Annotated in this window: 20 protein-coding genes; 7 read left to right on the top strand and 13 right to left on the bottom strand. The window is 70.7% G+C overall.

Features of this window, described 5'->3' with window-relative positions:
• Positions 1-34 precede the first annotated feature (34 nt).
• The 5 genes from ACFVYX_RS07555 to ACFVYX_RS07535 all read right to left on the bottom strand — a co-directional run bounded on the left by ACFVYX_RS07555 (position 35) and on the right by ACFVYX_RS07535 (position 4,163).
• Entirely contained in the window at positions 35-1,048 is a 1,014-nt protein-coding gene (locus ACFVYX_RS07555; RefSeq protein ID WP_389680400.1) for an SRPBCC family protein, read from the bottom strand.
• A 74-nt stretch (positions 1,049-1,122) separates the two neighbouring features.
• Positions 1,123-2,835 (bottom strand): polyamine aminopropyltransferase, encoded by a 1,713-nt coding sequence (locus ACFVYX_RS07550; RefSeq protein WP_389680399.1) that lies wholly within the window; start codon positions 2,833-2,835, stop codon positions 1,123-1,125.
• Positions 2,836-2,910: 75 nt separating this feature from the next.
• Positions 2,911-3,429, bottom strand: coding sequence for a DUF2617 family protein (locus ACFVYX_RS07545; protein ID WP_389680398.1), 519 nt, complete (start codon positions 3,427-3,429; stop codon positions 2,911-2,913).
• A gap of 280 nt (positions 3,430-3,709) precedes the next feature.
• Positions 3,710-3,919 carry a hypothetical protein gene (locus tag ACFVYX_RS07540; RefSeq protein WP_389680397.1) on the bottom strand — a complete coding sequence of 70 codons (210 nt, stop codon included), beginning with the start codon at positions 3,917-3,919 and terminating at the stop codon, positions 3,710-3,712.
• A 52-nt stretch (positions 3,920-3,971) separates the two neighbouring features.
• A complete protein-coding gene (locus ACFVYX_RS07535; protein ID WP_389680396.1) occupies positions 3,972-4,163 on the bottom strand; it encodes a hypothetical protein in 192 nt (63 codons plus the stop codon).
• Between the two features lie 190 nt (positions 4,164-4,353).
• On the opposite strand from ACFVYX_RS07535, the gene ACFVYX_RS07530 reads away from it, so the two are divergent.
• Positions 4,354-5,523: a pyridoxal phosphate-dependent aminotransferase gene (locus ACFVYX_RS07530; protein ID WP_389680395.1), complete on the top strand. Its 1,170-nt coding sequence runs from the start codon at positions 4,354-4,356 to the stop codon at positions 5,521-5,523.
• A 115-nt stretch (positions 5,524-5,638) separates the two neighbouring features.
• Here the strand turns inward: ACFVYX_RS07530 and ACFVYX_RS07525 are convergent, their stop codons facing one another.
• A complete protein-coding gene (locus ACFVYX_RS07525; protein ID WP_389680394.1) occupies positions 5,639-6,172 on the bottom strand; it encodes a YbjN domain-containing protein in 534 nt (177 codons plus the stop codon).
• A gap of 93 nt (positions 6,173-6,265) precedes the next feature.
• On the bottom strand, positions 6,266-8,860 hold the full coding sequence (gene clpB / locus ACFVYX_RS07520; RefSeq protein WP_389680393.1) for an ATP-dependent chaperone ClpB: 2,595 nt from the start codon (positions 8,858-8,860) through the stop codon (positions 6,266-6,268).
• A 122-nt stretch (positions 8,861-8,982) separates the two neighbouring features.
• Between clpB and ACFVYX_RS07515 the strand changes: the two genes are divergently transcribed.
• Positions 8,983-9,387: a pyridoxamine 5'-phosphate oxidase family protein gene (locus tag ACFVYX_RS07515; protein WP_389680392.1), complete on the top strand. Its 405-nt coding sequence runs from the start codon at positions 8,983-8,985 to the stop codon at positions 9,385-9,387.
• Between the two features lie 171 nt (positions 9,388-9,558).
• On the opposite strand, the gene ACFVYX_RS07510 is transcribed toward ACFVYX_RS07515, so the two are convergent.
• Together ACFVYX_RS07510 and ACFVYX_RS07505 are read right to left on the bottom strand one after the other, a co-directional pair.
• Complete coding sequence (locus ACFVYX_RS07510) at positions 9,559-9,879, bottom strand: (2Fe-2S)-binding protein (protein WP_389680391.1); 321 nt, start codon at positions 9,877-9,879, stop codon at positions 9,559-9,561.
• On the bottom strand, positions 9,876-10,136 hold the full coding sequence (locus tag ACFVYX_RS07505; RefSeq protein WP_389680390.1) for a hypothetical protein: 261 nt from the start codon (positions 10,134-10,136) through the stop codon (positions 9,876-9,878). The genes ACFVYX_RS07510 and ACFVYX_RS07505 overlap by 4 nt, the downstream gene beginning before the upstream one ends.
• A gap of 107 nt (positions 10,137-10,243) precedes the next feature.
• Here ACFVYX_RS07505 and ACFVYX_RS07500 point away from each other — a divergent pair, with 107 nt between their 5' ends.
• Both ACFVYX_RS07500 and ACFVYX_RS07495 read left to right on the top strand, forming a co-directional pair.
• Positions 10,244-11,287: a helix-turn-helix transcriptional regulator gene (locus ACFVYX_RS07500; protein ID WP_389680389.1), complete on the top strand. Its 1,044-nt coding sequence runs from the start codon at positions 10,244-10,246 to the stop codon at positions 11,285-11,287.
• Positions 11,284-11,760 (top strand): hypothetical protein, encoded by a 477-nt coding sequence (locus ACFVYX_RS07495; RefSeq protein WP_389680388.1) that lies wholly within the window; start codon positions 11,284-11,286, stop codon positions 11,758-11,760. Before ACFVYX_RS07500 ends, ACFVYX_RS07495 begins: the two co-directional genes overlap by 4 nt.
• A gap of 66 nt (positions 11,761-11,826) precedes the next feature.
• Here ACFVYX_RS07495 and ACFVYX_RS07490 read toward each other — a convergent pair whose 3' ends face one another.
• The 4 genes from ACFVYX_RS07490 to dnaK all read right to left on the bottom strand — a co-directional run bounded on the left by ACFVYX_RS07490 (position 11,827) and on the right by dnaK (position 16,043).
• Entirely contained in the window at positions 11,827-12,270 is a 444-nt protein-coding gene (locus tag ACFVYX_RS07490) for a heat shock protein transcriptional repressor HspR (RefSeq protein WP_015034631.1), read from the bottom strand.
• Between the two features lie 3 nt (positions 12,271-12,273).
• Entirely contained in the window at positions 12,274-13,452 is a 1,179-nt protein-coding gene (gene dnaJ, locus ACFVYX_RS07485) for a molecular chaperone DnaJ (protein ID WP_389680387.1), read from the bottom strand.
• Between the two features lie 93 nt (positions 13,453-13,545).
• Entirely contained in the window at positions 13,546-14,205 is a 660-nt protein-coding gene (gene grpE, locus ACFVYX_RS07480; protein WP_389680386.1) for a nucleotide exchange factor GrpE, read from the bottom strand.
• Positions 14,202-16,043: a molecular chaperone DnaK gene (gene dnaK / locus ACFVYX_RS07475; RefSeq protein ID WP_389680385.1), complete on the bottom strand. Its 1,842-nt coding sequence runs from the start codon at positions 16,041-16,043 to the stop codon at positions 14,202-14,204. Before dnaK ends, grpE begins: the two co-directional genes overlap by 4 nt.
• A 270-nt stretch (positions 16,044-16,313) precedes the next feature.
• Between dnaK and ACFVYX_RS07470 the strand changes: the two genes are divergently transcribed.
• From ACFVYX_RS07470 to ACFVYX_RS07460, 3 genes are all read left to right on the top strand, one after another.
• Positions 16,314-16,802 carry a sugar transferase gene (locus ACFVYX_RS07470; RefSeq protein ID WP_389680384.1) on the top strand — a complete coding sequence of 163 codons (489 nt, stop codon included), beginning with the start codon at positions 16,314-16,316 and terminating at the stop codon, positions 16,800-16,802.
• Positions 16,803-16,909: 107 nt separating this feature from the next.
• The gene (locus ACFVYX_RS07465; RefSeq protein ID WP_389680383.1) at positions 16,910-19,174 is read left to right on the top strand and encodes a (Fe-S)-binding protein; all 2,265 of its coding nucleotides are present in this window, start codon (positions 16,910-16,912) and stop codon (positions 19,172-19,174) included.
• Between the two features lie 211 nt (positions 19,175-19,385).
• The gene (locus tag ACFVYX_RS07460; protein WP_389680382.1) at positions 19,386-20,255 is read left to right on the top strand and encodes a Yip1 family protein; all 870 of its coding nucleotides are present in this window, start codon (positions 19,386-19,388) and stop codon (positions 20,253-20,255) included.
• The last annotated feature ends 5 nt before the right edge of the window (positions 20,256-20,260 follow it).

The following is a 20,260-nucleotide window of genomic DNA, read 5'->3' as shown; positions in this document are numbered from 1 at the left end:
ACCTCGAACGGGGCCGACCCTTCCGGGGCGGGTTTCAGCGGCGCCGGCGCAGTGCCCGGCCGACGACGACAGCGGAGGCGAGCGCGAGGGCCGCGGCCGGTGCGATCCAGCGCAGGGTGGCACCGGCGCTCGACGCCTCGGGCGCGGGAACGGGCGCGTAACGGCCGCGCGGCGGGGCGTGGTCGACCTCCTCGGCGCTCCGTCCGATCATCGTCCGGCGGGCGTGGGCGGCCTCGGCGGCGGGCTGCGGGGCGGGGAACGCGATGGGGGTGTCGCCGAAGTCCTCGTCCAGGAGGGGGTCGAGGGAGGGCGGCGGGACGGGCGCGTCGAAGACGGAACTCCGCCGGGGCTCCTCGACACCGTCGTCTACTCCGTCGTCGTCGGAGTCGGTGACGTCGTCGGCGTCGGCGTCGGCGTCGGCGTCGACACCGTCGTCGGTGTCGGTGTCGGTGTCGGTGTCGGTGACGGTGTCGATGCCGTCGTCGGAGCCGGAACCAGTGTCGGAGCCGGTGCCGGGGACGGTGCCGGTGTCGTCGGAACCGTCCGAACCGGGCTCGGAGGCGGCGGCCGCCGTGGCCGGCGCGGCTGCCTCCTCCGACGGCTCCTCCGCGGGCTCCGGCTCCTCCGCCAGGGCCGCGAGCGCCTCCACGAACCTGTCGAGCAGCCGCGCCCCCGTCGAGGACCGCGCCTCGTCCGTCGCCTCGGCCAGCCGGCCGGTGGCCGTCAGGGCGCCGCTGAAGCTCAGGCTGGTGCCCTCGGCCACCGGAGTGAGGACGACGGTGAGCGACATCTCCGCCGAACCCTTGCCCCGGGCCTCGGCGCCCTGGCCCTCGTAGGTGATGGCACCGTCGCGCTCGACGACCTTCAGGGCGCCGCGGTAGGTGATGGTGTTGCCGCCGACCCGCACCTTGAGCCGGCCCGTGAGGGGGCCCGCCTCCGCGTCGGCGTCGCGCTGGAGGCCGGGTACGCAGCGCACCACCCGGCTCGGGTCCGTGAGCGTCGTGCGCAGGACCTCGGCCTGGACCGGTACGAACACCTCATGCTCCATGGAAGCCGAGCCTACTCAGGCCGGGCCGCGTCGTCGCCTGTTTGACACCGCGCCCCCGCCCGCGCGCCCCGTCCTCAGCCGCCGTACCGCGGGTGCACCAGGGTCGAGGGCGGCAGCTCGGCTCCGCGGGTGCGCTCGGCGCGCCGGGCCGCGGCCTCCAGGCTGTCCTCGCCGAGCGACCGCAGGCGGGGCGCGTCGGCGCCGAGGCCGAGGGCCGGCGGGCGGTTGCCCAGGACGGCCAGCAGGAAGCCCCAGTCGACCGGGCCCTGTCCCATACCGCTGGACCGGTCGGCGCGGTCGGGCCCCGCCGCGAAGCCGGGCGTGCGGCCGCTCGCGCTGTACGGGCGGGTGGCGAAGGCGGCCGCGCGGAGGGTGGCGTCCACGGTCCAGAAGGTGCGGGGCCGGTCGGTGACGGACCCGGCGTGCACGACGAACCGCCCGGAGCGGGTGAGGACCTGGCCCACGAGCCCGTAGAACTCCTGCGCGTACAACTTGGTGCTGGGGGTGATTCCGGGGTCGGGCAGATCGGAGATCACCACGTCGTACCGTTCCCGCAGATGCGCGACGGCGCCGCGGAGCCAGTGGAAGGCGTCCGCGTGGACCACCCGGACGCGCGGGTCGCGGAACGCCTGCGCGTTGAGCGCGGCGAGCGCCGGGTCCGTACGGGCGAGGCGGACGACGCCCGGATCGAGCTCGACGACCGTCACGGCGCGCACCCCGGGGTAGCGCAGCACCTCGCGGGCGGCCATGCCGTCCCCGCCGCCGACGATCAGCACGCGCCTGTGCGCGCCGTTCATCGCGGGGTGGACGAGCGCCTCGTGGTAGCGGTACTCGTCCCGCCCGGCGACCCGGAGGCGCCCGTCGAGGAACAGGTCGGGCGGACCCTCGCGGCCTCCCGTCACGACCACTTCCTGGAACTCGGTGTGGACGGCGACCCGCACCCGCTCCCCGTACACGGCCCGGCGCGCGGCCTGTTCGAAGTCGTCGACGAGGACGGTCGCCGTGGCGAGGACGGCGAGGACCGACACGTTGACGGCCACCAGGAGGGCTCTGGAGCGGGCGGTGAGGTCGCGGCGGAACACCCAGAGGACGAGGCCGCCGCCCGCCACCGCGTTCACCGCGCCCGTGACGAGCGCTCCGGTGAGCTGACCGAGCCAGGGCAGCAGCAGGAAGGGAAAGGCGAGGCCGCCGACGAGCGCGCCGACGTAGTCCGCGGCGAAGAGGTCGGCGACCGTCCCGGCGGCGTCGTCCTGGTCGCCGAGCGGGGCCTGCCGTCCCGACGGGCCGGACCGGCCCGTGCGCCCAGGGTGCGCGGCGGCCCCGCCCGGCCCGGAGGAGCGCTGTATCAGCGACATCAGGAGGGGGATCTCCGCGCCGATGAGCACCCCGATGGCGAGCGAGAACGCCACGACCACGTACCGCGATTCGCCGAGCCAGGCGAAGGCCGCGTACAGCACCATCGCCGAGCAGCCGCCGATGAGCGCGAGTCCCGCCTCGACCAGGCCGAAGCCGACGGCGGCGCGGCAGCGCAGCCGCTTGGCGAGGAGCGAGCCCACGCCCATGGCGAAGACCATCACGGAGAGCACGACGGAGGCCTGGGTGACCGAGTCGCCGATCAAGTAGGAGGCGAGCGCGACCAGTTCGAGTTCGTAGACCAGACCGCAGGCGGCGCAGACGAAGACCACCGCGAGGACCGGGAACCGCACCGTCTCGCGCGGCGGCTCGGGCCGCCGCACGGGCGCCCGCAGCACCCTCTTGGGTGGCATGGTCACGGTCGGCTCGATCATGGCCGTAACGCTACGTCACGATTCTTCCACTCCTTGTCACCCACACGAGTGCACCTGGGGCTCCGGGAGGGCGTATCAGAGCGTTGCGGGCATACGTGCGCCGATACGGGTCCTGGTCACCACCAACTGCCCTTCCTGCGGGTAGGCGTGCCAGGTGCGCCAGCGCACCTGGCCCTCGTGGCGCTGCGCCAGCATCGCCGTGAAGGCGTGCGGGGAGCCGGGGAAGGTGCCCGCGAGTCCGTTGGGGTGGTCCGCGACGAGGGCGAGCAACTCCTGGGCGCGGCCTGCGAAGGAGCCGTGCGAGAGCGTCTCGACGCGTGCGGCGAATTCGTACTCCCATCCGCCGACACGCTTGGAGACACCGAGCGGGAGCGGGGTACTGCTGCCGGGCATACAGGCGACGGTCTCCGAGCAGCTGCGGCCCTCCTCTTCCAGGAGCACCTGGTGGGAGGCGCCGAGCAGTCTCAACTGGAGGGTCGCGCCGGAGAGTTCGAGGTCGAGCACGGCGAGGGCGGGGAGCGGCTCGCGCCCGAGGGCCCAGGCCAGATCGGCCGCGCGTGTGTCGGTGTAGGAGGTTTTCAGGGTGGTGAGCATGGGTCGGCTCCGCAAACACGGTTTGGCGGGTGGGCCGGGGGCGCCCCGGAGAGGGTTCAACGGGAGTGGGGAATCGCCGGCTCGGGTCCACACACGGTCCGAGGGCTGTCTCTGTCAGGAGCGAGAGAACCACGGACGCCGGGCGACTCGCAGCGTTTTTACCCAACTTGCTGTGTTTTCCAACCCCTTCGGGGACCCCACAGTTCAATTGTTCAATCAGAATCGATCGACAAGGTCCGCCTATTTGCCAACGACACGTGCTTAGGGCGCCGTTACGTGCTCAGCTGCCGCCGCAGCCACCACCGCAGCCGGAGCCGCACGAGCTTCCGCCCGTCCCGCAGCCCCCACTGCCCCCGCCGCCGTCGGCCCAGCTGCGGCCGCTCTTCCGCCGCCCGCCGCGCCGCGCCCCGCCTCCGCCGGTGAGGCGGTGGACGGTGGAGAGCAGGCCGATGAGGATGACCACCCCGATGAAGACGATGAAGAGACTCATCTGTATTACCCCCGTTGTTCTGTGCGAGGGGGATGCCCGGTCCGGCACCCCGTCAAAGCCGACTTGAGCGAGTCCAGAGCTTCAGCTGCACGAGGACGAGGAGCTGGAGCAGGAGGACGAGGACGAGGAACACGAGGAGCTCGAACACGACGAGTTCGAACCGGAGCAGGACGAGGCGGACAACGACGACGTCGAGCACGAGAAGGACGATGAGGACGACGAGGACGAGGACGACCCGGCCCACCAGCTGGCGGCGTCACGGCCGACGCGCGCGGTGCCGCGGAGCGACAGCGCGACGACCCACACCACGATCGCGATCACGACCACGATCCCGAGGACGAAGAGTGCGATGTTCATGCCAGAGCGATCCCCGCCGCGTGCGCGCGCCAAAGCCCACTTGAGCAAGTCCAGAGCTTGGCTCCAGGATGGCTGCCATGACACGACCGCCGCTCAACCGCCGCCTCGCCGAGTTCGGGACGACCATCTTCGCCGAGATGTCCGCGCTCGCCGCCAGGACCGGGGCGATCAACCTCGGCCAGGGCTTCCCCGACACCGACGGCCCCGAGGAGATCCGGGAGGCCGCGGTCCGCGCCCTGCGGGACGGCCGCGGCAACCAGTACCCGCCGGGCCCCGGCGTCCCCGAGCTGCGGTCCGCGATCGCCGACCACCAGCGGGAGCGGTACGGCCTCGCGTACGACCCGGACACCGAGGTCCTCGTCACCGCGGGCGCCACCGAGGCGATCGCGGCGGCCCTGCTCGCCCTGGTCGAGCCGGGTGACGAGGTGATTGCCCTTGAGCCGTACTACGACTCGTACGCCGCCTGTGTCGCGATGGCCGGCGGGACCAGGGTCCCCGTCACCCTCCGCCCCCACGAGGGCTCCTACGTCCTCGATCTGGACGAGCTGCGGGCCGCCGTCACCGACCGGACCCGGCTGATCCTCCTCAACACCCCGCACAACCCCACCGGCACCGTCCTCAGCCGGGCCGAACTGACCGCCGTCGCCGAGCTCGCGATCGAGCGGGACCTGCTCGTCGTCACCGACGAGGTGTACGAGCACCTGGTCTTCGACGCCGCCGAGCACCTGCCGATCGCGTCCCTCCCCGGCATGCGGGAGCGCACGGTGACCGTCGGCTCCGCCGGCAAGACCTTCTCGTTCACCGGCTGGAAGGTCGGCTGGATCACCGCGAGCCCGGCGCTGACCTCCGCCGTCCGCTCGGCCAAGCAGTTCCTCACGTACGTCTCCTCCGGGCCGTTCCAGTACGCGATCGCCGAGGCGCTCCGCCTCCCGGCCTCGTACTTCGACACCCTGCGCGCCGACCTCCAGGCCAAGCGGGACCTGCTGAGCGAGGGCCTCGCCCAGGCGGGCTTCGAGGTCTACCGGCCCGCGGGCACGTACTTCGTCACCACCGACATCCGCCCGCTCGGCGCCGAGGACGGCTTCGCCTTCTGCCGCTCGCTGCCGGAGCGCGCCGGTGTCGTCGCCATCCCCAACGCCGTCTTCTACGACCACCGCGAGGCCGGCGCCCCCTTCGTCCGTTTCGCCTTCTGCAAGAAGACCGAGGTCCTGGAGGAGGCGGTCTCCCGGCTCAAGCGACTGGGCTGAGGCACCGGGGGCGTACGAGAACCCGGGCCGACCGTACGAGAGCCGAGCCCCGGACGTACGAGAGCCCGGCCCCCTGCGACAGGGGGCCGGGCTCTCGTGACGGTGCGGGGAAGGCTCAGGCCTCCTCGTCGCCCGCCTTCTCCTCGGGGGTCTCCAGACCGAACTGCTCGACGATCCACTTGTCGAACTCGATGGAGGCACGGACCCAGCTGACCGTGGAGGACACGAAGTGCTCCAGGGCGACGCCGGTGCCGATCAGCATCTGGGCCTCACCGATGAGGCGGAGGGTGGCGGAGCCGTCCTCCTCCTCGTGCAGGTGCGTGTAGACCTTGGGCCACAGGGTGCGGCGGTTCCAGTCGTCGATCGCGTCGAGGATCCGCGCGCGGTCGTCGGCCGAGTGCGGGCGGTCGTAGAACGTCCGCACCGAGAAGACCTGCTGCTCGGCCTCGCCGCGGAACATGAAGTACGTGCGGAATTCCTCCCACGGCGCCGCGAGGTCACCCTCGTCGTCGACGACGTACTTCAGTTCCATCTGCTCGAGGAGCTGCTTGACGAGGTCCTGGTCGGGGACGACGGGGCCCGCCGGTCCTGCGGCCTGAGGCTGGGGCTGGCCCCCGAAATTCGGAATCGAGGACGGGTCGATGCTCACCGTGTATTTCCCTTCGTACGGATGCTCGCCATCCTCCCCCATCCCGGGCGGGTTGTGGCAACCCCGGGCCCGTCGGATGGCCGAGCCCGGACGTCAGCGTCCCGCCGGCCCCACGATCAGGCCGTCCTCAAAGCGGTCGACCCTGACGGTGTCGCCGTCCTGGACCTCCCCCGCGAGGATCTCCTTGGCGAGCCGGTCGCCGATCGCCGTCTGGATCAGGCGGCGCAGCGGCCGGGCGCCGTACGCGGGGTCGTTGCCCTCCTCGGCGAGCCACTCCAGGGCGTCCGGGGTGACGTCCAGGGTGAGCCGCCGCTCGGCGAGCCGCTTCGCGAGCCGGTCGATCTGGAGCCGCGCGATCCGGCCCAGCTCGGCCCGGTCGAGGGCGGAGAAGACCACCAGGTCGTCGAGCCGGTTGAGGAACTCCGGCTTGAAGCTCGCCCGCACGACTTCGAGTACCTGCTGCTTCTTGACGTCCTCCGAGGTCAGGGGCTCGACCAGGTACTGGCTGCCGAGGTTCGACGTCAGGACCAGGATGGTGTTGCGGAAGTCCACCGTCCGGCCCTGGCCGTCGGTGAGCCGGCCGTCGTCGAGGACCTGGAGCAGGACGTCGAAGACCTCCGGGTGTGCCTTCTCCACCTCGTCGAGCAGGACCACGCTGTACGGGCGGCGGCGGACCGCCTCCGTGAGCTGGCCGCCCTCCTCGTAGCCGACGTAGCCGGGAGGCGCGCCGACCAGGCGGGCGACGCTGTGCTTCTCGCCGTACTCCGACATGTCGATGCGGATCATGGCCCGCTCGTCGTCGAAGAGGAAGTCCGCGAGCGCCTTCGCCAGCTCCGTCTTTCCGACGCCCGTGGGGCCGAGGAAGAGGAAGGAGCCGGTGGGCCGGTCGGGGTCGGCGATGCCGGCGCGCGTGCGGCGCACGGCGTCGGAGACGGCCTGGACGGCCTCCGACTGGCCGATCAGCCGCTTGCCGAGCTCGTCCTCCATCCGGAGCAGCTTCTGCGTCTCGCCCTCCAGGAGGCGCCCGGCGGGGATGCCGGTCCAGGCGCCGACGACGTCCGCGATGTCGTCGGGGCCGACCTCCTCCTTGACCATGGTGTCCTTGGACGACTCCTGCTGGGCCTCGGCCTCGCTCGCCTCCTCCAGCTCCCGCTCCAGGGCCGGGATCTCCCCGTAGAGCAGCTTGGAAGCGGTGTCGAAGTCGCCGTCGCGCTGGGCGCGCTCGGCCCGGCCGCGGGTCTCGTCGAGGCGTTCCTTCAGCTCGCCGACCCGGTTGAGGGACTGCTTCTCCTTCTCCCAGCGGGCGGTGAGGCCGCGCAGCTCCTCCTCGCGGTCGGCGAGGTCGCGCCGCAGCTTCTCCAGGCGCTGCTTGCTCGCCGCGTCCGTCTCGTTCTTGAGGGCGAGCTCCTCCATGCGGAGCCGGTCGACGGCGCGCTGGAGCTCGTCGATCTCGACGGGCGAGGAGTCGATCTCCATGCGGAGCCGGGAGGCCGCCTCGTCGACGAGGTCGATGGCCTTGTCGGGGAGGAAGCGGGAGGTGATGTACCGGTCGGAGAGGGTCGCGGCGGCCACCAGGGCGGAGTCGTTGATCTGCACCTTGTGGTGGGCCTCGTAGCGGCCCTTGAGGCCGCGGAGGATCGCGATGGTGTCCTCGACCGTCGGCTCGGCGACCAGGACCTGCTGGAAGCGGCGCTCCAGAGCGGGGTCCTTCTCGATCCGCTCGCGGTACTCGTCGAGGGTGGTCGCGCCGACCATGCGGAGCTCGCCGCGGGCCAGCATCGGCTTGAGCATGTTGCCCGCGTCCATCGCGGAGTCGCCGCCCGCGCCGGCGCCGACGACGGTGTGCAGCTCGTCGATGAAGGTGATGATCTGGCCGTCGCTCGCCTTGATCTCGGAGAGGACCGTCTTCAGGCGCTCCTCGAACTCGCCGCGGTACTTGGCCCCGGCGACCATCGCGCCGAGGTCGAGCGAGACCAGCCGCTTGTTCCTGAGCGACTCGGGCACGTCGCCCTTCACGATCCGCTGGGCGAGGCCCTCGACGACGGCGGTCTTGCCGACGCCGGGCTCACCGATGAGGACCGGGTTGTTCTTGGTGCGGCGGGACAGCACCTGCACGACGCGCCGGATCTCGTGGTCCCGGCCGATGACCGGGTCCAGCTTGCCCTCGCGTGCGGCGGCCGTGAAGTCCGTGCCGAACTTCTCCAGCGCCTTGTACTGCCCCTCCGGGTCGGGTGTGGTCACCCGGCGTCCTCCCCTGCTCTTCTCGAAGGCGTCGAGCAGCTTCGCCGCGCTCGCGCCCTGCCGGTCGAGGATCTCACCGGCCCGGCCGCCCTTGGCCGCGATCGCGACGAGGAGGTGCTCGGTGGACAGGTAGTCGTCGCCGAGCTCCTTGGCCTGCCGGTCGGCGTCGGCGATGACCGCGAGGAAGTCGCGGCTGGGCTGCGGGGGCGCGACCGTGGATCCCGTGACGCTCGGCAGGGCGGCGGTCAGCCGCTCCGCTTCGGCGCGGACGACGGCCTGGTCGGCGTCGACGGCGGCGAGCAGGTCGGTGATGTTCTCGTTGTCCTGACCCATGAGCAGCGCGAGCAGAAGGTGGGCGGGGGTCAGGTCCGCGTGCCCCTCGGACACGGCGCGGCTGCTCGCCGCGTTGATCGCGTCCCGGCTCCGGTTGGTCAGTTCGGCGTCCACGTGCGGTGCTCCTCCTCGAACGTCGTGGGTCCTCTCCCTTTATGACCTCTCCAGAGTACACAAAGTTGAGTCCGTACGGCTCAAGGTGTCGGGCGGGGCTCCGCCCCGGGTAGTTTCCGGGCATGGCCACAGACCCCAGGAACCCCTCCGACTCGTACCTGAGCTTCTGGCGCGAGTACCACATGTGCACCCTGACCACCCCGCGCCCGGACGGCACCCCGCACGTCGTGGCGGTCGGGGTCACGTACGACCCCGAGCAGGGGTACGCGCGCGTGATCACCAACAAGCACAGCCGGAAGGTCGCCAACGTCCTGGCGGCGGGCGCGGACGGCGCGCGGGTCGCGGTCTGCCAGGTCGACAAGGGCCGCTGGGCCACCCTGGAGGGCGTCGCCCGTGTCCGTACGGAGGCGGAGGCCGTCGCGGACGCCGTCGCCCGCTACGCCGAGCGCTACGGACGCACGCCGAGCCCGAACCCGGACCGGGTCGTCATCGAGATCGCCCTCACACGGGCGATGGGCCGCGCCTGAGAAGCCGCGCGGGACGCAGGACGCGCCGCGCGCGGGCGCGCGGAGACGGCACAGCGGCGCCGTCGCGCCGGCGCGTGGACGCAGCACAGCGGCGCCATCGCGTTTCAGGTCCGCGATGGCGCCGCTGTGTGGGGGAAGTGCCTGAGCGATCTACAACGACGGGGGAACCGCTCAGGCACTGCGGGGGGTGGCGGTGATGGTCTCGGGTTCGATCAGCTGGTGGTCCCGCTGGTCGAGATTGACGAAGATCATGCCGTACCGGATGGCACAGCGGATGGGCTGTGGGGCGCCGCGGGGGCGACGGAGGCAGCGGTAGGCGCGGACGTCCTCGTCCTGCTCCCGTGCCACGACGATCGGCTCTCCGAAGAGGGTGACCTTCAGCGAGTCGCCACGGTGGGGGATGGCCGTGGACAGGTCGACGAAGTGCCATCCGGATCGGTAGGCCGAAGCCATCTCCCGGCGGAACCTGGGGTCGTCCGGCGGCACGGTCACGCGCCCGCGCCCTTGGGAGCGATCTCCCAGGACGGCTCGTAGGGGGCGGCGAGCACGTCCGTGGGTGCGCTCTCCCACGAGGGCTCACCCGGTCCCGCCAGTACGGAGTGCGCCGGGGTGCTCTCCCACGAGGGCTCGCCCGGACCCGCCACGGAATGCGCCGGGGTGCTCTCCCACGAGGGCTCGCCTACGGCGAGTGCGCCGAGAGCAGCCGCCGCAACGGCTATGGCGCTAAGTGCACGAACCATCCTGGTCATGGCCGATCTCCACCTCTTTTGATCACTACCTCCCCCCCGCGAGTAAGACGATGGCTCACGCACGCCCCCTTTCACCAGCCAAGCCGGGCATCATGTTCCTGTAATTCATGACCCTGAGGGGGGTGCAAATGAGGCGAGAATGCGACGAGTCCGGTCATAAGCACAGTCACGGTGAACTATGCGACGTGGGCAAGGAGCTGTACGCGAACGCTCTCCGCACCGGACGCATAGCCCGCTCCGCCACCGAAGACGCCCCTTGCCTGAGGGAACTCTCCCTCCTGCACCCCGACCCGGACGACAGCCAGTGGCTCCGTCCCGTGCCCCCCACGATCGCCCTCAGCCAGCTCGTGCACCCCATCGAGCAGGAGATACAGGCCCGCCGGCAGCACGCCATCGCACTCGCCGACGCTTTCGAGCCGTTCATGGCCATTCACACGCAGGATCGTTCCGGCGCCCAGGCCATCACGGTCCTCGAAGGCCTCAGCGTCATCAACGCCACGCTGGACCGCGTCATCAACGAGTGCACCGAGGAACTCCTCACCATCCAGCCCGGCAGCGGCCGCCGCCCCGAGACCCTCGAAGCCGCCCTGCGCCGCATGGAACCGCTGCTCGACCGCGGGGTCCGGATGCGCACGCTCTACCAGCACACCGCCCGGCACCACCCCGCCACCCTCGCCTACGTGGAACGGGTCGCCCCCTACGGACTCGAACTGCGCACCCTCGAGGAGATCGTCGACCGGCTGATCATCGTCGACCGCAAGGTCGCCTTCGTGCCCGCGCGCAGCGACCGCCAGGTCGCCCTCGAACTGCGCCACGAAGGCCTCGTCCAGTACCTCGTCGGCGTCTTCGACCAGTTCTGGCTGCACGGCGTGCCCTGGGAGGAGGAGATCCCCTACAGCCCGTCCGTGGACGGCGTCGGCGGCGTCCAGCGCTCCATCGCCAAGCTCCTCGTCGAGGGCCACGTCGACGAGGCCATCGCCCGCCGCCTCGGCATGAACGTCCGCACCTGCCGCGCCCACATCGCCAAACTCGCCGCCGCCCTCGGCAGCGGCAGCCGTGCCCAGCTCGGCTACCTCATCGCCCGGTCCGGCATCCTCGAAGGGGACACCCGGCCGGCGACGCACCCGACCGGCCTCGAACGGGACGAATGACCACCGTGTACGTACAGATCGACCTCGACGGGCCCGCGGGGACCCTCCGGGTCTCCGGGCACGAGCTGCCCACCGTGGAGCTCGTACGGGCCCCCGGGACCCGCCCCGACGCCCACACCCCCATCGGCACCCGCAAGGCCGCCCTGCTGGCGCTCACCGTGGACGGGGAGCCGGCCGGGCTCAAGGCCGCGCGCGGACGGCTCCTGCGGCGCTCCTACCGCGTCGACGTACGCACCGGCGGCGCCCGCTACCGGCTTGTGCCCTGCGACCACGACCAGAGCCGGCTCACCCGGAACGGGCGGCGGATCGGCATCCTGCTCTGCTCGGGCGACGGCCGGGTCATCGACACCTGGGAGCCCGGCGCGACTCCCCTCGACATCGCCCTCGGCAACACCCTGGCCGCGGCCTTCGGGACGGGCGCGGCGCCCTGGTACGAGACGGTCGGCGACATCGTGTCCGAGCTGATCCCCTGACACGCGTGAGGCCCCCTCCACTCTCGTGGAGGGGGCCTCGGGCCTCGCGGACGCCGTCCCGCGCGTCTACTCGCCGCGCTTGGGGCGCCACACCACGAGGGCGCTCGCCTGCTGCACGTCCTGGTACGGCACCAGATCGCGCCGGTACGAGGCGTGGACCTGGGCCTCGCGCTGACGCATCGCCGCCGCCGCGCCGTCGACCGCCGCCGACAGCTCGGCGATCCGGCTCTGCAGCGCCGCGACCTGGTTCTCCAGCTCGATGATGCGCTTGATCCCGGCCAGGTTGATGCCCTCGTCCTGCGACAGCTGCTGCACCTGACGGAGCAGCTCGATGTCACGGGCGGAGTAGCGGCGCCCCCGGCCCGCCGTGCGGTCCGGCGAGACCAGACCGAGACGGTCGTACTGCCGCAGGGTCTGCGGGTGCAGACCCGAGAGCTGGGCCGCCACCGAGATGACGTACACCGGCGACTCGTCGGTCAGTTCGTACGGATTGCGTCGGCGCCCGTCCACGGGTCACGCTCCCTTCGCGGCCTGGAACAGCTCCGCCCGGGGGTCCTCGGAGGCGGTCGCCTCACGGTAGGTCTCCAGGGCGTCACGTGCCTTGTCGTCCAGCTCCTTCGGCACCGCGACCTCGACCGTCACGAGGAGGTCGCCGCGGGTGCCGTCCTTGCGGACCGCGCCCTTGCCCCGGGCGCGCATGGTCCGGCCGTTCGGGGTGCCCGCGGGCAGCTTGAGGGTGACCGCGGGGCCGCCGAGGGTCGGCACCTTGATCTCGCCGCCGAGCGCCGCCTCCGTGAAGGAGACCGGCACCGTGACGGTGAGGTTGTCGTCCTTGCGGCCGAAGACCGGGTGGGTGTCGACGTGCACGACGACGTACAGGTCGCCGTTCTGCCCGCCGCGCTCGCCCGGCGCTCCCTTGCCGCGCAGCCGGATCTTCTGGTTGTCGCTCACGCCCGCCGGGATGCGGACCTGCATGGTGCGGGAGGACTTGGCCCGTCCGCTGCCCTTGCAGACCTCGCAGGGGTTCTCCGCGATCAGGCCGCGGCCCTTGCAGTCCACGCACGGGTCGGTGAGCGAGAAACCGCCGCCGCTGCCGCGCGAGACCTGTCCGGTGCCGACACAGGTCGGGCACACCCTGGGGGTGCCGTTCTTGTCGCCGGTGCCCGAGCACGCCGTGCACGGCTGCTGGCTCGACATCCGCAGCGGTACGGTCGCGCCCTCGATGGCCTCGGTGAAGCTGAGCGTCACCTCGGACTCGATGTCCTGACCGCGGCGCGGCTGGGTACGCGCGCCGCCGCCCGCCCCGCGGTTGAACAGGCCGCCGAAGACGTCCCCGATCCCGCCGCCGCCGAAGCCACCGGCTCCGCCGGGGCCGCCCTGCGCGCCGCCGAAGAGGTCGCCCAGGTCGAAGTTGAACGAGCCGGCTCCGGGGCCGCCGGCCCTGAAGCCGCCGTTCCCGAAGAGGGCGCGGGCCTCGTCGTACTCCTTGCGCTTCTTCGGGTCGCCGAGGATGTCGTTCGCCTCGGAGATCTCCTTGAAGCGCGCTTCCGCCTTGTTGTCGCCCTTGTTGGCGTCCGGGTGGTTCTCGCGGGCGAGTTTCCGGTACGCCTTCTTGATCTCGGCGTCGGTGGCGTCCTTGGGGACGCCGAGGACCTTGTAGTAGTCCTTCTCGACGAAGTCCTTCGTGCTCATCGACGTCCCTCCTTCCGGACTGCTCCGGTGTTCGTCACTGCTCCGGTGACCGCCGGCGCTCCGGCGGTCACCCCTGCTCCGACGATCGGCGCGTCACCCCTCGTCGGGGGCACCGCTCTCCTCGTCGGCCGACGTGCCGTCCTCCTTGGCCGGAGCCGCGCCCGGCTGGGGCTCGGCGACGGCCACGCGGGCGGGCCGGATGGTCCGCTCGCCGATCCGATACCCGGGCTGCAGGATCGCCACGCAGGTCGTCTCGGTGACGTCCGGCGCGTACGAGTGCATCAGGGCCTCGTGGATCGTCGGGTCGAAGGGCTCGCCCTCCTTGCCGAACTGCTGCAGACCCAGCTTGGCGACGACGGTCTCCAGCGATTCGGCCACCGACTTGAACCCGCCCACGAGCTCGCCGTGGTCCCGGGCCCTGCCGACGTCGTCGAGCACGGGAAGGAGCTCGGACAGGAGGCTCGCGACGGCGATCTCCTTGACCGTGACCCGGTCCCGCTCCACGCGGCGGCGGTAGTTCTGGTATTCGGCCTGGAGCCGCTGGAGGTCCGCGGTGCGCTCGTCGAGCGCGGAACGGACCTGGTCCAGCTGGGCGGTGAGGCCCGCGGTACCGGCCGACTTCTGGCTGCTTGCGTCCCCGGCCGGGGCCGTCGCGTCCTCCTGGGAGGACTCGACGGCCTCGGCGGCGTCGTCAGGGGTGGCGCCGGAGGGGACGTCGGGCTTCTCCTCGAAGCCCGGGGTCTCCTCGGTCACGCCTGACCACCCTTCTTGGGCTCGTCGTCGATGATCTCGGCGTCGACGACGTCGTCGTCGGCCTGTGCCTGGCCGGCACCGGCGTCACCGGCGGCCTGGGCGCCCTGGGCGTCGGCGTACAGCGCCTGGCCGAGCTTCTGGGAGACGGCCGCGACCTTCTCGGTGGCGGTGCGGATCTCCGCGGTGTCCTCGCCCTTGAGCTTCTCCTTCAGCTCGGAGAGCGCCGTCTCGACCTCGGTCTTGACGTCACCGGGGACCTTGTCCTCGTTGTCCTTGAGGAACTTCTCCGTCTGGTAGACGAGCTGCTCGCCCTGGTTGCGGGACTCGGCGGCCTCGCGGCGACGGTGGTCCTCGTCCGCGTACTGCTCGGCCTCCTGGCGCATCCGGTCGACCTCGTCCTTCGGCAGCGAGGAGCCGCCGGTGACGGTCATCTTCTGCTCCTTGCCCGTGCCCAGGTCCTTCGCGGTCACGTGCATGATGCCGTTGGCGTCGATGTCGAAGGCGACCTCGATCTGCGGGACCCCGCGCGGGGCCGGCGGCAGACCGGTCAGCTCGAACATGCCGAGCTTCTTGTTGTACGCCGCGATCTCGCGCTCGCCCTGGTAGACCTGGATCTGCACGGACGGCTGGTTGTCCTCGGCCGTCGTGAAGATCTCGGACCGCTTGGTCGGGATCGTGGTGTTGCGCTCGATGAGCTTGGTCATGATGCCGCCCTTGGTCTCGATGCCGAGGGACAGCGGGGTCACGTCGAGGAGCAGGACGTCCTTGACCTCACCCTTGAGGACACCGGCCTGGAGCGCGGCGCCGATGGCGACGACCTCGTCCGGGTTGACACCCTTGTTGGCGTCCTGACCGCCGGTCAGCTCCTTGACGAGCTCGGCGACGGCCGGCATACGGGTCGAGCCACCGACGAGGACGACGTGGTCGATCTCGGAGAGCTGGATGCCCGCGTCCTTGATGACGTTGTGGAACGGCACCTTGCAGCGGTCGAGCAGGTCCGAGGTCAGCTGCTGGAACTGGGCGCGCGTGAGCTTCTCGTCCAGGTGCAGCGGGCCCTCGGCGGACGCCGTGATGTAGGGCAGGTTGATCGAGGTCTCGGTCGAGGACGACAGCTCGATCTTCGCCTTCTCCGCGGCCTCGCGGAGACGCTGGAGAGCCATCTTGTCCTTGGCCAGGTCGACGCCGTGGCCGTTCTGGAACTGCGTCACCAGGTAGTCGACGACGCGCTGGTCCCAGTCGTCACCACCGAGGTGGTTGTCACCGTTGGTGGCCTTCACCTCGACGACGCCGTCGCCGATCTCCAGGAGGGACACGTCGAAGGTGCCGCCACCGAGGTCGAAGACGAGGATCGTCTGGTCGTCCTTGTCGAGGCCGTACGCCAGGGCGGCCGCGGTCGGCTCGTTGACGATGCGCAGGACGTTGAGGCCCGCGATCTCACCGGCCTCCTTGGTGGCCTGACGCTCGGAGTCGTTGAAGTACGCCGGGACGGTGATGACCGCGTCGACGACCTTCTCGCCCAGGTACGCCTCGGCGTCGCGCTTCAGCTTCTGCAGGATGAAGGCGCTCATCTGCTGCGGGTTGAAGTTCTTGCCGTCGATCTCGATCTTCCAGTCGGTGCCCATGTGGCGCTTGACCGACCGGATGGTCCTGTCGACGTTGGTGACGGCCTGACGCTTCGCCACCTCGCCGACGAGCACCTCGCCGTTCTTCGCGAAGGCGACGACGGACGGCGTGGTCCTGGCGCCCTCGGCGTTGGTGATGACGGTGGGCTCGCCGCCTTCCAGAACGCTGACGACGGAGTTAGTCGTGCCCAGGTCGATGCCGACCGCACGTGCCATTTCGGTTCCTCCAGCTGACGTACTTGAGTGGATCTGACTCAAGGATGCATGACACCCGTCGACGAGTCAACAGACCTGAGTGAGGTCGACTCAACTCTTCGCCGGACGGCCCGCTCAGCCGAGGCGGGGGAGCGCGTCGATCCCGGACCGGACGGGGCGCGGGTGAGAGAGTCCGCATGCCCCTCGATGGGCAAAGCAGGCATATCCCACGAATATCCCATGATTCTCGTCTCTCATGGTTCTCGGTCGCCGCTCGGAAGGGTGTGGGGAATGACGGCCAAGCGCACGTTCGACGTCCTGGGCGGGCTCGCCCTTCTGATGGCGCTCTCCCCGGTGCTCGCCGCCGTCGCCCTCTCCGTCGCCCTGGGCTCGGCACCCCCGGGGCGCGGGGTCCTGCGCCGTCGCACGGTGGCCGGTCTCGGGGGGCGGCCCTTCACGATGCTGACCTTCCGCACGAGGAGCCCGCTGGCCGCCCTGCCGCTGCTCCTGCACGTCGTCGGCGGCCAGATGTCGCTGGTCGGACCGTGCCCGCTGAGCCCGTCCCACCGGGAGTGCGCGGGCGAGGGGCGCCGCCGGCTCTCCGTACGCCCGGGACTCACCGGCCCATGGCAGATCAGCGGCCGCTCGGACCTCCCGTGGGAGGAGCGCGAGCTGCTCGATCTCCACTATGTGGACCACCACTGGCTGGGAATGGATCTGAGGATCCTGGCGCGTACGCTTCCAGCAGTACGCAGGCGTCGCGCGGCAAGGTTTGCCTGAGCGACACATATCACCGCGAGCGCCGCTACAGCGCGGCGCCGTGACCGGGTAATCTCAGCAGGAACTCGATAAGTTACCGCTTAGTAGGCCCGCCCGAGGAGCCCTTCATGCAACTCGCCGCGATCATCGTGTCGATCGTCATCACGGTGGTGGCCGTCGCGCTGTTCGGCCGCGCCACCGTGCAGATCTACCGCTTCGTGCGGCTCGGTCAGCCGGTCCCCGCCGGCACACGTACCGGTGACCCCAAGCAGCGCACCATCACGCTGGTCAAGGAGTTCCTCGGCCACACGCGGATGAACCGCTGGGGCATCGTCGGCTTCGCGCACTGGTTCGTGGCGGTCGGCTTCTTCTCGCTGCTGCTGACGATCGTCAACGCCTTCGGCCAGCTCTTCCAGGCCGACTGGCTGATCCCGATCATCGGTGACTGGCTGCCGTACGAGATCTTCACCGAGTTCCTCGGCCTGATGACGGTCCTCGGCATCGTCACCCTCATCGTGATCCGGCAGCTCAGCAAGCCGACCAGGGCGGGCCGCAAGTCCCGCTTCGCCGGCTCCAAGACGGGCCAGGCCTACTTCGTCGAAGCGGTCATCCTCATCGTCGGCCTCTGCATCATGACGCTGCGCGCCCTCGAAGGCGTCCAGCACCACGTGACGAGCTGGGAGCCGGGCTTCTTCGCCTCGTACCCGCTGATCGCCCTCCTCGACGGCCTGAGCCTGAGCACGATCCAGTACCTCACGTACTTCTTCGCCGCACTCAAGATCGTCACCTCCTTCACCTGGATGATCACGGTCTCGCTCAACACCAACATGGGCGTCGCCTGGCACCGCTTCCTCGGCTTCCCGAACATCTGGTTCAAGCGCAACGCCGACGGCTCCACCGCCCTCGGCGCGCTCCAGCCGATGAGCACCGGCGGCAAGGAGATCGACTGGGAGGACCCGGCCGAGGACGCCGTCTTCGGTGTCTCCCAGGTCGAGCAGTTCTCCTGGAAGGGCATCCTCGACTTCTCCACCTGCACCGAGTGCGGCCGCTGCCAGTCGCAGTGCCCCGCCTGGAACACCGGCAAGCCCCTCTCCCCCAAGCTCCTCATCATGTCGCTGCGCGACCACGCGCACGCCAAGGCGCCGTACCTGCTCGCGGGCGGCGGCAAGGACATGGAGGGCAACGAGAAGGCCACCCCCGAGCAGCTCAAGGACGTCCCCGCGTCGGCTCTCGCCGAGGCCGAGCGCCCCCTCATCGGCACCGCCGAGGAGAACGGCGTCATCGACCCCGACGTCCTGTGGTCCTGCACCACCTGCGGCGCCTGCGTCGAACAGTGCCCGGTCGACATCGAGCACATCGACCACATCGTCGACATGCGCCGCTACCAGGTGATGATCGAGTCCGCGTTCCCGTCCGAGGCGGGCACGATGCTCAAGAACCTGGAGAAGAAGGGCAACCCCTGGGGTCTGGCGAAGAAGCAGCGCGTCGAGTGGACCAAGGAGGTCGACTTCGACGTCCCGATCATCGGGAAGGACGCGGAGGACCTCTCCGAGTTCGACTACCTCTACTGGGTCGGCTGCGCCGGCGCGCTGGAGGACCGGGCCAAGAAGACCACCAAGGCCTTCGCCGAGCTGCTGCACATGGCGGGCGTCAAGTTCGCGATCATGGGCGGCGACGAGAAGTGCACCGGTGACTCCCCCCGCCGCCTGGGCAACGAGCCGCTGTTCCAGCAGCTCGCCGCCGAGAACGTCGCGATGCTGAACATGGCGTTCGGCGAGGACGACGAGGACGAGTCGACGAAGAAGCCGAAGTCGGCGAAGCGGATCGTCTCGACCTGCCCGCACTGCTTCAACACCATCGCCAACGAGTACCCGCAGCTCGGCGGCGAGTACGAGGTCATCCACCACACCCAGCTGCTCCAGCACCTCATCGACGAGGGCAAGCTGGTCCCGGTGACCCCGGTCGACGGCCTGATCACCTACCACGACCCGTGCTACCTGGGCCGTCACAACAAGGTCTACACGCCGCCGCGCGAGATCATGTCCGCCGTCCCCGGCCTGCGCCAGCAGGAGATGCACCGCCACAAGGAGCGCGGCTTCTGCTGCGGCGCCGGTGGTGCCCGGATGTGGATGGAGGAGCGCATCGGCAAGCGCATCAACAACGAGCGCGTCGAGGAGGCCCTGTCCCTCAACCCGGACATCGTCTCCACCGCCTGCCCGTTCTGCCTCGTCATGCTGACCGACTCGGTCAACGGCAAGAAGAACGACGGCAAGGCCAAGGAACACGTCACGGTCGTCGACGTGGCCCAGCTGCTCCTCGAGTCGGTGAAGACCCCGGTGGACCCGGAGCCGGAGCCGGCCGCCGAGGAGCCGGAGCCCGAGCCGGCCAAGTAACCGGTACGGAAGAAGGGCCGCCCCGCGAGACCGCGGGGCGGCCCTTTCCGTCGTGCCTGCCGTCTCAGGCTCCGTCGTGCCGTCTCAGGGCCACCCCCCGTGTCACGACCCCTCTCCACGCCCGGGTTCGCCCCCTAGGGGATGTCACAGCTCAGTGGCAAGGGGCGGCCTGGGGAGCGCCCGCACGGCGGAAGCGGGTACGTTCGACGACGTGGCTGGATTCAGGAACGGACGCGGCAGGGACAACCGCCCCCCGCAACAACAACCGCAGCAGGCGCCGTACGGGTACAACGCGGCCCCGCCGCCGTACCCGCAGCAGCAGTGGCCCCCGCAGGGTCAGGGCCAGGCCCCGGCCCCGTACGGGCAACAGCAGGGCGGGCAGCAGCCCCACGGGGAGCCGGAGTACTTCGGCGATCCCTACGGACGGCCGCAGCACCCCCACGCGGCCACGGCGAACAACCCGGGCCACACCCAGATGTTCAGCGTCGACGACCCGTACGCCCAGGCAGGGGGCTATCAGGCACCCCCGCCGCCGACGGGTCCCCGGCTCCGCTGGCAGGCGCTCCTGAGCGGCATCGTGCTCCGCCCCGCGGACACGTTCCTGCGGATGCGGGACCACGCCGTCTGGGGCCCGGCGCTGATCGTGACCTTCCTCTACGGACTGCTCGCGATCTTCGGCTTCGACCAGGCGCGCGAAGAGGCGATCAACGCGACCCTGTCGACGGCGATCCCGTACGTCCTGATGACCGCCCTCGGCTTCGTCGTCGGCGGACTCATCCTGGGCGCGGTGACCCACACCCTGGCGCGGCAGCTGGGCGGCGACGGGGCCTGGCAGCCGACCGTGGGCCTCTCGATGCTCATCATGTCGATCACGGACGCGCCCCGGCTGATCTTCGCGCTCTTCCTGGGCGGCGAGAACGGCCTCGTGCAGGTGATCGGCTGGCTGACCTGGCTGGCGGCGGGCGCGCTCTTCACGGTCATGGTGAGCCGCTCGCACGACCTGCCGTGGCCGAAGGCCCTGGGCGCGTCGGCGATCCAGCTGGTGGCGCTGCTGAGCCTGATCAAGCTGGGCACCCTGTAGGAGAA

The organism is Streptomyces sp. NPDC058326 (assembly GCF_042879855.1).
GTDB lineage: Bacteria > Actinomycetota > Actinomycetes > Streptomycetales > Streptomycetaceae > Streptomyces.
Note: the sequence above shows the minus strand (reverse complement) of the source record. Positions and strands in the feature narration are given on the sequence as shown.